This is a genomic window from Borrelia sp. RT5S, assembly GCF_021165755.1.
In the GTDB taxonomy this organism is placed as follows: domain Bacteria; phylum Spirochaetota; class Spirochaetia; order Borreliales; family Borreliaceae; genus Borrelia.
Map to the genome: position 1 here is coordinate 399690 of NZ_CP088936.1, position 16724 is coordinate 416413.

Consider the following 16724-nt stretch of genomic DNA (forward strand, 5'->3'; position numbering starts at 1 on the left):
CCTAAGACAAAAATCTAAAGCTTAGGGAAAATCAGTACCTAAGCTTTTCTAATATCAAACAATGCAAACATGTTGTTAAATACCCAATAGGATAAATTAAAGAAGTCCACCAAGGAAAGCCTTATATTCCCCCGCATTCCTTGGAACAGTAATCTCACCATCAATTATTTTATCAGAAACATCGTCTAATTCTTTTTCTAATTTAAAAGGAATCATCCTGGGATTTTTAACAAAACCTACAAAGCCCTCCTTTAAGCCATAACTTAAAACCTTGCCACCCTCAAAAGTACTTGTCTTTAAATAATCGGCAGTCAAAATGTATACAACTCGTCCAATATCCTTAATTGAAGAAGTGATAATATTTTCAGGAGCTAGGAACGACTGATCTTGATCAACTCCAATTATATAATGGCCCTCTCCCATTTCCTTTGCTACCTCAATAGCTCCTAGTCCACCCAAACCCGCGGCATGATAAATAATATCAATTCCATCACTATACATCTTGCTTGCCATCGAACGTCCGGTTTCCGTATCAGCAAAACTTCCTATATATCCACTATGAATGATAATATCTTTGTTTGCATACCTAGCACCAGCTTCGTACCCAAACCTAAACGAATTAACTATTGCACCCTCAATTCCACCCAAAAATCCAATCTTCCCTGTCTTGGTAGTTTTGGCTGCAATATAACCCACTAAAAAGGCTCCTTCCTCTGTTCTGAAAGTTATAGCCGCTAAATTTCCCGGAACTATTACATTGTCTTCATAAACAGGATCAATGTTGGCATATCTTACATCCGGATTTTCCAAAGCAACACTAATAGAAACATTGCTAAGCTTATACCCAATTAACCATATAAAATTTGAACCATTATCCCTTAACGCTTCAATATCGGCTAAATAAGAATTCGAAGTAGACTCTTTAGGCACCACCTCTATTCCAAAGTCTTCACTCAACTTCCTAGCACCCTTCCAAGCACTCTCATTAAAAGATTTATCATCAAAATGCCCATCAATTAACATAGAAACTTTAGAAGTCCCTACCACATCCCTGGAACCAGAGCATGACAAAAAGAGCGTAAGTAAAACTAAAAACAGCCCCCCCATATTATATCCCCCTAAAATAAACTTAACTAAAAGTTTATAATTTTGATTTAAATAAATCAAACTCATGCTTGGTAGAAGGAACAATAAGTTCCCTTTCAATTATGTCATTCTGAAGTTTAAAAAGGTCTTCAACCAAAGTATCACCAAGAATACTAGGATCTTTAACAATATCAATAACTCCTTCCTTCAGCCCCTGCTCAACAACACGTCCTCCTCTAAAGTCCTTGTTCTTCATGGCATCTACTGAAAGATTATATATTGCCTTTCCCACGTCTTTAATTACAGAAGCAATAATGTTCTCAGGGGCAAGGTATGACTGATCTTTATCAACCCCAATTGCATAACGGCCCGCCCCAAGCTCCTTTGCCGCTTCAAAAACACCAAGAGAAGCAACCCCCGCTACAGGAAAAATAACATCAACACCATCATTAACATACATATGCTTGGCAACAAACTTGCCGTTGGTTGTGTCATAGAAACTGAAAAGTCTCTTTACAACCACCCTCACCCTAGGGTTTGCATAAAAAGCCCCTGCCCGAAATCCAACTAAAAAATCCTCAAAATGCTCAATGAGAGGCAAACCTAGGTACCCAACTTTACCACGCCTACTCATCTTAGCCGCGACATAACCAGCTAAAAACGCTCCCTCTTGATGTCTAAACTTAACACTCAAGCCATTTCTAGGCACCCTAATACCAAGAGAGCCATAATCAATAGGATCTACAATTCCATAAAAAACATTAGGATTTTCATAAGACAATCTCACCAAATTCTCTGAATAACGAGAACCGATTAACCAAATAAAATTGGCTCCCTCCCTCTGTAAGGAACATATATCTGCTGCCTCAGCCTCTTTTTTTGTCATAAGTTCTTTTCCCTTAACAGGGTAAGGCGTTAGCACCTTTGTTATAAGATTTATTCCAAACTCATCTCTTACCTTCATGGCTCCCTCAAGAGCACCTTGAAAATATCCCTTATCTTTAAAGTCCGACGCAGCCACAATTCCCATAGTAACTTTCCCACCAAAGGACAAAAAAGAAGATTCTTCTGATTTAACACAAGATACAAATAAGAAAAGAAAAACAAAACATATATTTTTAAACAACTTCACCCTCTCCTCGTAAAATAGGTTTAAAATTTAATACAAAACTCCCTACCAAACCACCAACAGAACAACATGCAGGTGCACGAATAGCAGAAAAAATCCCTCTCCTCAAACAAAAATCAACACAATCCGACTCAATAAATTATAGACTATAAATACTCAAAAACTACTAACATTTAATATTCACCAAAACCTGATTGGAGTTAAATATCACCACCAGTCGTTTTACTGTATAGAATTCCAATATTGTCACATCATTTCAGTAACATACTATAATATCATCTTCCCATCTCAATAGCTCCTTAAAACACAATCCTTCCTCTTAGATGCCTTAGCTTCTACGCAGCCTACCAAAAAAGGCCCCTTCCTCTCTTCTAAAACTCACATTCATTAATCTTTTAGGCAAACCAGCATCCGTCTTTCCCAAATGATCATTTCTATTGAATGACTAAAAGCTAGAAAAGAAATTTTAAGTTGATATTTTGCTAGAGATTCAAAAAATACTATTTCTTATTCAATACTTCAAGAACCTCTTTAGTTTGTACAACGAAATGGGTTGGAAGTAAATGATTTTAAAACCCCAACCCGATAAGTATAAATCTATTCCTATACAAACAAAACTTAAGACGCTATAAACTAGGATATAGCGTCTTTCATGAAACTAATTTTGAAATAAAAATATTATAAGCTGATTCATCTCTGGGAACCTTAATTTCATTGTTAATTATTTTGTTCTTAACTTTCAATAAACTCTCATAACCCTCTTCCAAATTTAGATTTATCAACTTATTAAAGATTAAATCAAGAGCTCCATCCTTAAGTCCAAACTCTAACCTGTCACCGCCGTTCCACTTACCAATATCCAAATAAGATCTTGTTATATCAAACATTACTACATCAACTCTTTTAACATATGACAAAAGTATGTTATCTGGTGCAAGGTATGCCTGATCTTGGTCAACTCCAATCACAAAATATCCTTCTCCCATTTCCTTTGCTACCTCAATAGCTCCTAGGCCTGACAATCCTGCTGCTGTAAATATTATATCAACCCCATCACTGTACATCTTGCTCGCCATTGATCGCCCTAATGAAAGATCAGTGAATGTTCCCACATATTGCGCATTCATATTAATCTCACTATTCGCATATTTAGCCCCTGCCTCATACCCAAACCTAAATGAATTAATTACTTCTCCCTCAATTCCTCCTAAAAATCCAATCTTTCCTGTCTGAGATGCCTTAGCTGCTATATAACCTACCAAAAAGGCTCCTTCCTCTGATCTAAAACTCACATTCATTAAATTTTTAGGCAACTGGACATCTTCTGCATACGAACCTTCTACGATTGCATAATTAACATTAGCATTCTCTCTAGCTTTTTGTAAAAAAACATCCGTAAATTTAAAACCAAGCCCCCATATTAAACTAGACCCACCATCCTCCAAACCACCAATATCTCCCAAATAATCAGAAACCTTAGATTCTTTCTCAATTATATTTACCCCAAACTCTCTTTCAAGTTGCTTCATTGCCTTAGAAGAACTCTCATTAAAGCCTTTATCATCAAAAATACCATCGACTATTACAGAAATAGTTCCAGGGATCCCAGCTTCATTTTGCGGATTCGAACATCCTAAACACAAAAAAAGTAAAATAACTTTTCTTAACATAAATTAACCTCCAGCCAATTAAAATAAATACAAAAAAAACACCCAAAAAAGGGTGTTTTACCATCTATAATGTGTAAAAGCTCTATTTGCCTCTGCCATCCTATGAGTATCTTCCTTCTTCTTAAAAGCAGCCCCCGTAGAATTGTAAGAATTCACAAGTTCACTAGCCAACTTCTCCTGCATCGACCTCCCACTAGACTTCCTAGCAGAAGCAATTATCCACTTCATAGCCAAAGCTTCACGCCTCTCCTCCCGAACCTCAACAGGTACCTGATAAGTAGCCCCACCAACTCTCCTACTTCTAACCTCCACCAAAGGCTTAATGTTATCCAAAGCCTTAACAAAAGCAGTAACCTTATCGCTCTCCTCAAGCCTTTCCGCAAGCATGTCAATAGAACCATAAATTATAGCCTCACTTACCGACTTCTTCCCATCATACATCATTCTGTTAACAAACTTAGCAACAACCCTAGAACCATACCTAGCGTCCACAAAAACTTTTTTCTTAATTTTTCTACTCTTTCTCGACATAACCAAACACCCCCTAAGCCTTAGGCCTCTTAGTGCCATACTTAGAGCGACCTTTCTTACGATTATTAACACCCAAAGTATCCTTAGCTCCCCTAATAATATGATACCTAACACCCGGCAAATCCTTAACTCTTCCGCCCCTAATAAGAACAACGGAATGCTCCTGTAAATTATGCCCAACACCCGGAATATAAGCCGTCACCTCAAACCCATTCGAAAGTCTAACACGAGCCACTTTTCTTAAAGCCGAATTAGGCTTCTTAGGCGTAACCGTCATAACACGAGTACAAATACCTCTCCTCTGAGGACAATTCTGCAGCGCAGGAGACGCAGTCTTCTCCCCCTGGGTCTTCCTTGGCTTCCTTATTAGCTGATTGATTGTAGGCATCCGACACCACTCCCCTTTCTTATTACCAAAAAGATTCTAACAAATATATAATCCATTGTCAAACTAAACCCCATCGTTTGCATTTTCTCTTATTTTAATTCTTTTATATAAATTCATACCTGTTCCAGTAGGAATCAAATGCCCAATTACAACATTCTCCTTCAAACCCTTAAGGTCATCAACCCTGCCCGCAATCGAAGCATCCGTTAAAACCCTAGTAGTTTCCTGGAAAGAAGCAGCTGATATAAACGAATCTATGTTAAGAGAAGCCTTCGTTATTCCAATAAGAATTGGACTAGCAATAGCAGGCTCACCACCCTGTTCGATAACCCTCTTGTTTTGCTCGTAAAAAGTATGTTTATCAACTTTTTGATTATAAACAAAGTTGGTATCGCCCACAGATACAATCTTAACCTTTTTCATCATCTGTTTAATAATAACCCCAATATGCTTATCATTAATACTTACACCTTGCTTCCGATAAACATCCTGAATTTCTTCTAACAAAAATTCCTGCAAGCTAATTCCACCAAGAATTTCAAGCACATCGTGCGGATTAATTCTTCCATCACAAAGCATGTCTCCAGCCTTAACAATATCCCCGTCCCTGACTAAAAGGTGTTTTCCAGCAGGAATATAATGTTTATGCTCAACTCCATACTCATCCAAAACATTAATCAGTCTCTTACCCTTCTGAATTGCCTTAAAATGAACAACTCCACTCGCTTTAGCCATCTCTGTCAAGTTCTTAGGAATTCTTGTCTCAAATAAATCATTAACCCTAGGAAGCCCACCCGTAATATCCTGAGTTTTCTCAGACCCCTTAGAAAGTTTAGCAATAACATCTCCAATATTAATACCCTGACCATCCTCAACTTGAAGATAAGCATCTCCAGGAAGAACATAAGATGATATCTCAATACCCATATCATTAACAATTAAAATCCTAGGATCCAGAGACTCAAAAACCTGATCTGTAATTCTCTTCTCAATATTCCCAGTTTCAAGATTTATCTCCTCCTTAAGAGTTGTACCTAAAATAATATCCTTAAACTTAATTTTTCCTCTAACTTCAGCAATAATAGGCTCTGCGAATGGATCAAATGTTCCAATAACACTTCCAGCCTCAACATAATCACCAACCTTAATTTCAAGTCTAGTGCCGGCCCTCAAAGAGACCTCTTGCTCTTCAGAGACAATCATAAACCTATCATCCATAATCTTAATAAACCCAATGTGAGATGACAATACATCCGCACCTTCCTTATTGACAAACAAAGGCATGCCCTTAATCACTTTCTGAGAATCCACAACCTTAATTTCCCCAACCAGGCTAACATCTTCTTCATAAATAACATTTATTATTTTTAAAGTCCCTTTTCTTGTAAAAAGCAAACCATCATCGACTTTAACATTAAACCCTTCTATCCCATTAAGAATAAAAGTGTTCTTAAGCGAAATCTTATCATCCTCACTCCCAGCCTGTGCAACTCCCCCAATGTGAAAAGTTCTCATAGTAAGCTGTGTACCCGGTTGTCCTATTGACTGAGCCGCAATTATCCCAACAGCCTCTCCAATATTAACAGGTTTATTGTTTGAAAAATCTCGTCCATAACACTTCTGGCAAACCCCATGTTCGGCCTCACAAGTTAAAACAGACCTAATTACAAGCTTATCAACACCAATAGTTTCCAATAACTTTATCATAGGCTCCGTAATCTCTTCGTTTACATCCAAAACAATCTCACCCGTAATAGGATGCTTTATCCGTTCAATTGAATAGCTACCCACAGCCTTCTCTCTTAAAGACTCAACCACCTCTTCTCCATTTTTTAAAGCCTCAACCTTTATACCATTAATAGTCCCACAATCTTCTATTCTAACAACAACATCCTGAGCAATATCCACCAATCTTCTAGTCAAATACCCAGCATCCGCCGTCTTTAAAGCAGTATCCGCAAGCCCCTTCCTAGCCCCGTTTGTAGAAATGAAAAACTCTATTACAGACAACCCTTCCTTAAAATTAGAAATAATCGGAAGCTCAATAATATCCCCAGAGGTCTTAGCCATCAATCCCCTCATACCTGCAAGCTGCCTTATCTGATTCCTACTTCCACGAGCTCCAGAGTCAGCCATCATATAAATAACATTAAAGCCATCCCTATCTCTCTTAAGAACCTCCATCATCTTAGTGGTAAGTTCCTCGTTCGTTTTTGACCAAACAGAAATAACATTATTATATCTTTCCTCTCCAGTAATAACACCCTTAGTATAATCATTTTGTATTTTGGAAATCTCTCTACTGGCTTTATCCACATATACTTTTTTCTCTTCCGGCACAATAATATCGCTCATACTTATTGTGCACCCAAATCTAGTAGCATATTTAAACCCAAGTTTCTTAATAATATCTAACATCTCAATTACAACAGAAGAACCATGAGAAACATAAACTTCAGAAATTAAAACTTGCAGTTCATAATCGCTAAGTGTTTTATTTACAAAGTCAACCTTATCTGGCAAAGCTTCATTAAACACAATACGACCCGCCGTAGTCTCTACATATTCACCATTAACCTTTACATAAATTCGTGCATTATAATCCAAACTCTTATTATTAACAGCAAGAAGCACCTGATTGAAATTCAAAAACTTACGTCCTTCCCCAACCACATCCTTCTTCTTCATAGTTAAATAATAAAGACCCAAAACAATGTCCTGAGATGGAAATACAATAGGATGCCCATTTGCAGGATTTAATAAATTATTAGTTGACAACATTAAAGCCCAACTTTCTGCTTGTGCCGCAGGTGTTAAAGGGACATGAACCGCCATCTGATCACCATCAAAATCAGCATTATAAGCATGACAAACAAGAGGGTGAAGTTTTATTGCCTTTCCTTCAACTAAAACCGGCTCAAAAGCTTGAATTCCTAATCTATGAAGCGTTGGGGCCCTGTTTAAAAGAACAGGATGTTCCTTAATAACATCATCTAAAATTTGCCATACCTCATCCACTTCCTGCTCAATTAAACTTTTCGCCCTCTTTATATTAAAAACAGACTCGCTTTCAATTAGCCTTCTAATCACAAACGGCTTAAAAAGCTCAAGCGCCATCTTTGAAGGAATACCACATTGATGAAGTTTAAGCTCAGGACCAACAACAATTACAGAACGACCAGAATAATCAACTCTCTTACCAAGAAGATTTTGCCTAAACCTACCTTGCTTCCCCTTCAGTGCATCAGACAAAGATTTAAGTGGCCTGTTAGACGACCCCTTAACAACTTTTCTCTTATGTGAATTATCAAAAAGAGAATCAACCGACTCCTGTAACATCCTCTTCTCATTTCTAACAATAATCTCAGGCGCATTTAACAGCAAAAGCTTTCTTAAACGATTATTTCTGTTTATGACTCTCCTATAAAGATCATTTAAATCAGAAGTCGCAAACCTACCCCCATCAAGCTGCACCATAGGCCTAATCTCCGGTGGAATCACAGGCAGAACGTCCATAATCATCCATTCTGGTTTATTTCCAGAAACCTTGAAATTTTCAATAATTTCAAGGCGTCTTAAAAGCTTCTTATCCGTCTTATCGTCTTTATCGATCATCTGAACCCTAAGCTTAGATGAAAGTTCATCAAGATCAAGATTCTCAAGCAAGGTCTTAATCGCCTCAGCTCCCATTGAAGCATTAAAAGACATCCCATATCTCTCTCTTGCCTCAGAATACTCATCCTCACTCAGAAGTTGCATCTTCTTAAGGTCAGTATCGCCCGGCTCAATTACGATATATTTCTCGTAATAAAGGATAGAATTTAAATTAGAAGCCGTAACATCAAGTAAAAGGCCAATCCTAGAAGGAATATACTTATAGTACCAAATATGGGCAACGGGAGCTGAAAGCTCAATATGCCCCATTCTTTCACGCCTAACTTTAAAATGAGTTACCTCAACATTACAACGATCACAAATAATACCCTTATACCTTATTGATTTGAATTTACCGCAATAACATTCCCATTCTTTTGTTGTTCCAAAAATCCTCTCGCAAAAAAGTCCATCTTTTTCAGGCCTTAACGTTCTATAGTTAATAGTTTCAGACTTCTTAACTTCACCGTAAGACCAATTTCTAATTTGATCAGGAGAGGCTATTTTTATTTTTATTTTCTCAAAATCTTTTATCTCTTTCATAGAAACCTCAAAACCTAAGTTTTATTAATCAATTCCTCTTCCTTCTCCGTTAAAGGAACTTGATCTCCCTTATCATCATAAATTGATAAATCAAACCCAAGACCTCTTAACTCCTGCATCAAAACATTAAAAGACTCAGGAATCCCAGATACATTAGTGGGAATACCTTTAACAATATTCTCATAAATCTTAACTCTACCCGACATATCATCCGATTTCACCGTTAGCAACTCCTGAAGAGTATGTGCAGCCCCATAAGCCTCAAGCGCCCAAACTTCCATCTCCCCAAGTCTCTGACCACCAAACTGCGCCTTACCCCCAAGAGGTTGTTGAGATACAAGAGAATAAGGCCCCGTAGATCTTGCATGCATCTTATCATCAACAAGGTGATGCAGCTTAAGCATATATATAGCCCCAACCATCACCTCATTCTCAAAAGGCTCTCCCGTATACCCATCATATAAAACTTCCTTTGACGTCTCATTAAATCCAGCTCTCTTTAAATTTTCCTGAATTTGTTCATTCGTAGCAGATTCAAAAACAGGAATATCGTAATATTCACCAAGATATTTCCCAGCAAGCCCGAGCTGAGACTCCATTAACTGCCCAATATTCATCCGAGAAGGAACCCCCAAAGGGTTTAAACATATATCAAGAGGCGTCCCATCAGAAAGATACGGCATATCTTCAACCGGAAGAATTTTCGCAACTACTCCCTTATTTCCATGCCTCCCCGCCATCTTATCGCCTTCCTTAAGTTTTCTCTTCTTAGCAATATAAACCTTCAATATTTCATCAACCCCAGGAGGAAGATTTCCAACATCATCCTTAGTAATCCGCTGTACATCAATTACAGTGCCTTCGGTTCCATGTGGAACTTTTAACGAATTATTCTTAACATCTTTCGCCTTTTCTCCAAAAATAGAAGTTAAAAGTTTAAATTCAGGAGTAATGTCCCCCTCCGACTTTGGTGTAACCTTACCAACCAAAATGTCACCCGGCTTTACATAAGTTCCTATTATTACAACCCCATTCTCATCTAATTTACTCAATATCTTTGCGCCTACATTGGGTATATCTGCCGTAATTTTTTCAGGCCCAAGCTTAGTCTCTCTAACCTCAATACTAAACTCTTTAATGTGAACTGAAGTATAAAGATCTTCCTTAACGATCCTCTCAGAGATCAATATAGCGTCTTCATAATTAAATCCATTCCAAGGAATAAAGCCAACCAACAAATTATTCCCAAGAGCAAGTTCACCGTATCTAGTAGCAGGGCCATCTGCAATTATCTCACCCTCACTAACCTCCTGGCCCTCTTTAACTAAAACTGACTGATTGAAAGAAGTATCCTGGTTTGTTCTCTCATATTTAGAAAGATAATATTCATCTAAATCAACATCACTACTGCCTTCGTGAGCTCTTACAACTATTTTCCTGTTTGTTGCTAACACAACCGTACCAGATCTCTTTGCCTTAATAACAACACCAGAATACCTAGCAACCACCCTCTCCATACCGGTACCAACAATAGGAGGTTGCGGAAACAACAAAGGAACCGCCTGCCGTTGCATATTAGAACCCATAAGAGCACGATTGGCATCATTGTGCTCAAGAAAAGGTATTAACGCAGAAGAAACAGAAATCAACTGCCTAGGGGAAACATCCATGTAATCTATATCCCTAGGTACCATTGTAGTATAATCACCAGAAACCCTAACAGAAATTAAATCCTCAACATAATTACCATCAGCATCAACCTCAGCATTTGCCTGCGCAATACTTTTCTTCTCCTCATCAATCGCAGACAAGTACTCTATCTCACGAGTAACCCTACCATTCACCACTTTCCTATAAGGAGTTTCCAAGAATCCATAATCATTTACCCTAGAATAAGTCGCAAGAGAAACAATAAGACCGATATTAGGCCCCTCAGGCGTCTCAATCGGACACATCCTTCCGTAATGCGTATAATGCACATCCCTTACCTCAAACCCTGCTCGATCCCTTGAAAGCCCCCCCGGACCCAAAGCATTAAGGCGCCTCTTGTGCGTCAATTCAGCTAAAGGGTTAACCTGATCCATAAATTGCGAGAGTTGACTAGTTGCAAAAAACTCTTTAACAGCAGAAACAATAGGCTTAACGCTTATTAATTCCTGAGGCCTAAGATTGAAGACCTCCTTATTAGACATTCTATCCTTTGCAATCTTTTCAACTCTAGCCATTGCTCCCTTATATATATTTGTAAGCAACTCTCCAACAGAACGGACTCTTCTATTACCAAGATGATCAATATCATCAAGAGTATCATGCCCATCATATATCCTTAAAAGATGAGATACAGTATTTACAATATCTGTCATAGTAAGAACTGAGGTTGCCAAATCATCAAGTCCAAATTTTTTAGAAAGCTTATATCTCCCCACATGACCAAGATCATACCTTTTCTCCGAAAAGAATACTGTCTTTAAATCATTCTCAGCACTATCAACCGATATTGGTTCTCCAGGCAAAAGCACATTATAAACAGCAAGAATCACCGATTCTTTTGAAAGTTCCTTAAAACCATCCTTTAAAGAAAAATAAGCATCCTCTCTTTCAAAACAGTTCAAAATAATGTCAGAGCTAATAAAATATTTTCCAGGAACACTATCATAACCATCAAAATCAATAAGCTTTATCTTCCTTATTCCATTTTGTAAGAAATCTTCAATATCCTGTAAAGTTATCTTATCTCCCGCCCGATAAGTCATATTCTCTTTTATGTTAATATTTGTAGCTAAATACTGACCCGCAATCTCTCTCTTAACGCTTTCATTTACCTCAATTTCTCTAACATGATAAAAAGTATCAATTATTTTCTCTCGGGTATCAAGCCCCAACGCCCTTAAAAAAAGAGTAACAAGTATTCTCTTTTTTCTGTCTATCTTAACATAAAGGTAGTCTTTTTTCGAATCAATCTCAAACTCCAGCCAAGAACCTCGATAAGGTATAATGCGAGCAAAATACGAGTCCTTTTCCTTATAAAAAACAACTCCGGGAGACCTATGAATCTGAGATACAATTACGCGCTCAGCACCATTTACAACAAAAGTCCCCCTATTAGTCATTAAAGGAATAGTGCCCATATACACGTCCTTCTGCCTTATTTCTCCTGTTGTTAAAAACTGCAAATTTAACCTTATCTTTAAGACAGCCTCATAACTCTGTCCCTTCCTTTTACACTCTTTCTCAGTAAAACTAACAGAATCATCTTCAATGTAGTATTTTTCATACTCAAGAGCAACTTCGCCATTGCTACTCCTTATAGGAAAAACGTTCCTAAAAACAGACTCAAGCCCCTCATTAAGTAAGGGCTTACCATTCTTTAATCTCTCAAGTTGCAAAAATCTTTCATAAGAATTCAATTGTATTTCTATTAGGTTAGGCAAGTCCAAAATTTCCTCTGCCTTGCCCTGCCCCAGATGAACTCTTTTTATCATTAAAAGACTCCTTTTAAAGTCACAATAAAGCACGCACTACTTAACAGGCATGCGAAATAACAAATCTTCCATACCCTTATCGTTTTATTTAATCTCAACTCTTGCACCAACTGATTCTAACCTTTTCTTTATATCCTCAGCATCCGCCTTTGAAATACCTTCCTTAACCGCCTTAGGAACAGCCTCAACCAAAGTCTTAGCCTCCCCAAGCCCAAGGCCGGTAACAGCTCTTACTTCCTTAATGACATTAATCTTACTATCCCCAAAAGATACAAGAACCACATCAAATTCCGTCTGTTCCTCAGCCCCAGCGCCAACAACACCAGGACCAGCAGCAACAGCAACAGCCGCAGCAGTAACTCCAAACTTTTCCTCAATAGCTGCTATAAGATCAACAACCTCAACTGTTTTAGCTCCCTCAAGCCATGTTAGAATATCTTCTTTACTTAGTGACATATTAACTTTACTCCTTTTATACTATTGTAAACAGCGATAGCATGCACTCAATTAAGACTAACACTGCCTTCATTAAACTTTAACATCAGACAAAGCCTTTAATGTTCTTGCAAGCTTTGAAATAGGGGCCTTAAGGACGCTTGCAAACAAAGAAATAGCTTCCTTCCTAGTAGGAAGCTTGCCGTACTCATTAAGCCTAGCCTCATCATAAACCTCACCTAAAACAAAACCCCCCTTAACCTTTAAAGAGCTCCCCTTAACAAATTCGTAAAAAATTTTTACAATTACATTAGCCTCATCAGCAGCAGTCACAACAGCCGTTGGCCCCAAAAGATAAGAATCGAGCCCATTCATCTTCTTTTCCCTCAAAACTCGCTTCATTATATTATTCTTCACAACCTTTAAAGCACCCTTCTGATCCTCCACCCTATTCCTAAGCCTAGTAAGCTCCGCCACCGTTAGGCCCCTGTAATCTAGGAAAAAAATATTATCCTTACCATCCAGAAAACCTTTAAATAAATCAAACATTTCCACTTTTCTAGGATTTATCTTTGCATTCATAAACCAACTCCTAAACAAAATCAATCTTCACAGAAGGCCCCATAGTAGATGAAAGATAAACACTGTCCACAAAATTACCCTTTAAATCACTAGGCCGCTTCTTAAGTAATTCCCTAATAAACTCATCATAATTTTCTCTTACCTTCTTGCTATCCATAGAAGATTTACCAATAGAAAAATTTATTACACCATTTTTATTTGCCCTATACTCCGCGCGGCCCTTTTTAAGACTAATAATTGCACCCCGTACATCATTTGTAACAGTTTGTGTCCTAGGGTTTGGCATCAATCCTCTTTTGCCCAAAATAGGCCCAAGCTTTCCCACATCCTTCATCATATCAGGAGTCGCCACAACAACATCAAATTCAGCAAAGCCACCCTTAATCTTATTAAGAAGATCATCATCCCCCACATAGGTAGCACCAGATTCCCTAGCCTCCTCAGCCTTATCTCCCTTCGCAAACACAAGTATTCTCTTTTCCCTCATAAACTGATTCGGCAAAACCACCGTATCCCTAACTGTATGGCTCTTCTTCAAGTTAAGATTAATAGAAATATCAATAGTTTCATCGAACTTAACAAATTTAATTTCCTTCAACAAGGATATTGCATCATCTATGCTGTAGGACTTAAGCCTATCTATTCTAGACAAAGCTTGAATATATTTTTTACCCACTTTAGCCATTATTTCTCCACCTCAACACCCATAGACCGTGCACTTCCTGCAATAATTTTAAATGCCGCCATTTCTGTTTTTGCATTCAAATCAGGCATTTTAACTCTAGCAATTTCTGACACCTTTTCCCTAGATATAGTCCCAACCTTGTCCGTATTTGATTTCTTAGAACCAGTCTCAATCCCAATGGCCTTCTTGATCAAAACAGAAGCAGGGGGAGTTTTTACAATAAACGAAAAACTTTTATCGCTATAAATGGTAATAATAACAGGAACAACAATACCCGGTTCCATTTTAGCCGTTTTTTCGTTAAACTCCTTGACAAACTGAGGCCCACTTACACCATGAGGTCCAAGGGCCTGCCCTATCTTAGCCCCCGGTGCAGCTTGAGCGGCCGGCACCTGCAACTTAACCCAAGCAACCTCTCTCTTTTTCTTAGACACAAACAACTCCTTATGGTAATAACGCTCTTAAAGCTCCCATCTCAATTATTAAATTTTCTCTATATGCTGAAAGTCAACCTCAACAGGAGTTGATCTTCCGAAAATTTGAACCGCAACCTTTAACTTCTTTTTCTCATAATCGATAGACCCAATAGCGCCTTCAAAAGAATCAAAAGGCCCTCCCTTAATTCTAACCCTTTCACCTTCTTCAAAATCATAAAGTACAAAAATGGACTTATCAGCTTTAATTTCTCCAGTAAGCATAAACACGCTCTTAACCTCCTCATCACTAATAGGAAGAGGTTTTTGCTCCTTACTAGTACCCACAAAACTCACAACACCCGGTATCTTAACAAGATTGGCCACAGTATCTTTCCAACCCACCTCAGGAAGGTCTAACTCAACCAAAATATACCCCGGCCAAATCTTTCTCTCCCTAACTCTTTTCTTTCCGTTCCTAACTTCTTCTACTCTCTCTATGGGGGCCCTCACATCCAAAACTTCACCACCCAAAGCACCCTCACTTACCAAAAGCTTTATCTCTTGTTCTATCTTCTTTTCATACTGAGAAAAAGTCTGCAATACATACCAAGCCCTAGACATAACTTTCCCTAAAACACATAAGCTATAGCAAGATACATAAAATAATCCACCACACCCAAAAACATTGAAACAAGAAAAACCAGCCAAAAAACTTGCTTCCCATTTCCTATTACCTCACTATACCTAGGCCAAGTCACCTTCTTAAGCTCTGACACACTTTCTTTAATAAACTTAAACACCAAAAGCCCCTTCAACAGTTCAAGACAACAGGTCAGGAGGGATTCGAACCCCCAACATGCGGTTTTGGAGACCGCCGTTCTACCATTAGAACTACTGACCTATGACTCACATATACCTACTTTATTTTTCCCTCTTTATGAAGAGTATGCCTTCTGAGCACCGGGCAATACTTCATCAACTCCAATTTTTCCTGTCTATTACGCCTATTTTTAGTAGTTGTATAATTTCTAATACCCGTTTCCTCACACACCAAAGCAACAAGCTCAACGGCACCCTTTCCTTTTTTCTTACTCATAACAACACTCCCGTACAAAAAAAGCCCCCAATCGGACTTGAACCGACGACCCCCACCTTACCATGGTGGTGCTCTACCAACTGAGCTATAAGGGCATCGTTTTCATCTACAACAAACCCCTGTAACATGTTAATTGATTATATTAAAAAAGACAAGTATCCAAATTACGTTTTTAATATCTCACCTTATGATAACAAGCCTACCCTCTCTTAAAAGGTTAATATTATTTTTGTTCGAAAACAGCTTACTGATAGAAAATTCATCAAGTATTATGTCTGACCTATTCTTGCCATAAACCCCTCTAGCAACCAATTTTAAAGGATATTCTCCGATCCTATCTTTGTTCCTATAAGAAATATCATCCGTATACTCAAGCATACCCCATCTCCTTAGTGCATCTGGCTCAACCATTGTCTTATCAAAATAAAGCCTAATATTCTCATCATAAATCTTGATAAAAAAAGAATCTCTTAGCCTAACAAAACCCGAAGAAGATTCATATTCTTCGCCTGCATAAACAACAATGCCAGTATAAGGTTGATCAGTATTTATATTCATTAATGGGTAAAAAGCCCTATAAGGTTTATCGTGAGATAAAAATAAGTTAATAAAATCAGGGAAAAGATAAAGCTCATACCTAACAGTTATACTCCTTAAATCCTCTGAATACTTGATGTACCCTCTTTTCAGAATACTATCAAATCCTGAGAAATAAAGTATTAAACGAGGATCTGAATTAAAATAATCCTTGAAAGTATTATCAGAATCAATGACCATTTCAAAAAGAGCCTTCCTTATTAAGGAGTCTTTAAAATCATTAATACCCAAAATTAAACTAGAAGTAGGACTCAGACCAACCCTACCAAATTTGTCCTCATTTACTGTTTTGCTAATATCGAAGTAAACAACCTTTTTCTTCCAGTCAATCAGCCTCTCTACACTCGCACCAGATGCATCATCATTTATCAAAGAAGCATTAGAGTAAAGCAAAAGAAAAAATTTAAAAAGGGCGTTAAGTAAATTCACA

General features: G+C 37.8%; 15 protein-coding genes and 2 tRNA genes. All 17 read right to left on the reverse strand.

Translation table 11 applies throughout. From position 1 onward, the window contains the following. Nucleotides 1-96: 96 nt before the first annotated feature. The 17 genes from LSO06_RS01930 to LSO06_RS02010 all read right to left on the reverse strand — a co-directional run bounded on the left by LSO06_RS01930 (nt 97) and on the right by LSO06_RS02010 (nt 16723). Nucleotides 97-1107 (reverse strand): BMP family ABC transporter substrate-binding protein, encoded by a 1011-nt coding sequence (locus LSO06_RS01930; RefSeq protein WP_231760402.1) that lies wholly within the window; start codon nt 1105-1107, stop codon nt 97-99. 34 nt (nt 1108-1141) lie between these two features. Further along, a complete protein-coding gene (locus LSO06_RS01935) occupies nt 1142-2218 on the reverse strand; it encodes a BMP family ABC transporter substrate-binding protein (protein ID WP_304502607.1) in 1077 nt (358 codons plus the stop codon). Between the two features lie 647 nt (nt 2219-2865). Continuing rightward, on the reverse strand, nt 2866-3885 hold the full coding sequence (locus tag LSO06_RS01940; protein ID WP_231760403.1) for a BMP family ABC transporter substrate-binding protein: 1020 nt from the start codon (nt 3883-3885) through the stop codon (nt 2866-2868). Between the two features lie 57 nt (nt 3886-3942). Beyond that, nucleotides 3943-4416: a 30S ribosomal protein S7 gene (gene rpsG / locus LSO06_RS01945; RefSeq protein WP_231760404.1), complete on the reverse strand. Its 474-nt coding sequence runs from the start codon at nt 4414-4416 to the stop codon at nt 3943-3945. A 13-nt stretch (nt 4417-4429) separates the two neighbouring features. Continuing rightward, nucleotides 4430-4804 carry a 30S ribosomal protein S12 gene (gene rpsL, locus LSO06_RS01950; protein WP_231760405.1) on the reverse strand — a complete coding sequence of 125 codons (375 nt, stop codon included), beginning with the start codon at nt 4802-4804 and terminating at the stop codon, nt 4430-4432. Between the two features lie 63 nt (nt 4805-4867). Next, the gene (gene rpoC / locus LSO06_RS01955) at nt 4868-9001 is read right to left on the reverse strand and encodes a DNA-directed RNA polymerase subunit beta' (protein ID WP_231760406.1); all 4134 of its coding nucleotides are present in this window, start codon (nt 8999-9001) and stop codon (nt 4868-4870) included. Between the two features lie 14 nt (nt 9002-9015). Beyond that, nucleotides 9016-12483 carry a DNA-directed RNA polymerase subunit beta gene (gene rpoB, locus LSO06_RS01960; RefSeq protein ID WP_231760407.1) on the reverse strand — a complete coding sequence of 1156 codons (3468 nt, stop codon included), beginning with the start codon at nt 12481-12483 and terminating at the stop codon, nt 9016-9018. 84 nt (nt 12484-12567) lie between these two features. Beyond that, a complete protein-coding gene (rplL, locus tag LSO06_RS01965; RefSeq protein ID WP_231760408.1) occupies nt 12568-12939 on the reverse strand; it encodes a 50S ribosomal protein L7/L12 in 372 nt (123 codons plus the stop codon). A gap of 72 nt (nt 12940-13011) precedes the next feature. After that, entirely contained in the window at nt 13012-13500 is a 489-nt protein-coding gene (rplJ, locus tag LSO06_RS01970; protein WP_231760409.1) for a 50S ribosomal protein L10, read from the reverse strand. 10 nt (nt 13501-13510) lie between these two features. Next, complete coding sequence (rplA, locus tag LSO06_RS01975) at nt 13511-14185, reverse strand: 50S ribosomal protein L1 (protein WP_231760410.1); 675 nt, start codon at nt 14183-14185, stop codon at nt 13511-13513. After that, entirely contained in the window at nt 14185-14619 is a 435-nt protein-coding gene (gene rplK, locus LSO06_RS01980) for a 50S ribosomal protein L11 (protein WP_231760411.1), read from the reverse strand. The genes rplA and rplK overlap by 1 nt, the downstream gene beginning before the upstream one ends. Nucleotides 14620-14667: 48 nt before the next feature. Beyond that, nucleotides 14668-15222 (reverse strand): transcription termination/antitermination protein NusG, encoded by a 555-nt coding sequence (gene nusG, locus LSO06_RS01985; protein WP_231760412.1) that lies wholly within the window; start codon nt 15220-15222, stop codon nt 14668-14670. 8 nt (nt 15223-15230) lie between these two features. Next, on the reverse strand, nt 15231-15401 hold the full coding sequence (gene secE / locus LSO06_RS01990) for a preprotein translocase subunit SecE (RefSeq protein ID WP_231760413.1): 171 nt from the start codon (nt 15399-15401) through the stop codon (nt 15231-15233). A 28-nt stretch (nt 15402-15429) separates the two neighbouring features. Further along, nucleotides 15430-15502 (reverse strand) — tRNA-Trp (locus tag LSO06_RS01995). Nucleotides 15503-15517: 15 nt separating this feature from the next. Then, nucleotides 15518-15697 (reverse strand): 50S ribosomal protein L33, encoded by a 180-nt coding sequence (gene rpmG, locus LSO06_RS02000; RefSeq protein ID WP_231760414.1) that lies wholly within the window; start codon nt 15695-15697, stop codon nt 15518-15520. A 22-nt stretch (nt 15698-15719) separates the two neighbouring features. Continuing rightward, nucleotides 15720-15792, reverse strand: a tRNA-Thr gene (locus LSO06_RS02005). An 85-nt stretch (nt 15793-15877) separates the two neighbouring features. After that, on the reverse strand, nt 15878-16723 hold the full coding sequence (locus LSO06_RS02010; protein ID WP_231760415.1) for a hypothetical protein: 846 nt from the start codon (nt 16721-16723) through the stop codon (nt 15878-15880). Between the last annotated feature and the right edge of the window lies 1 nt (nt 16724).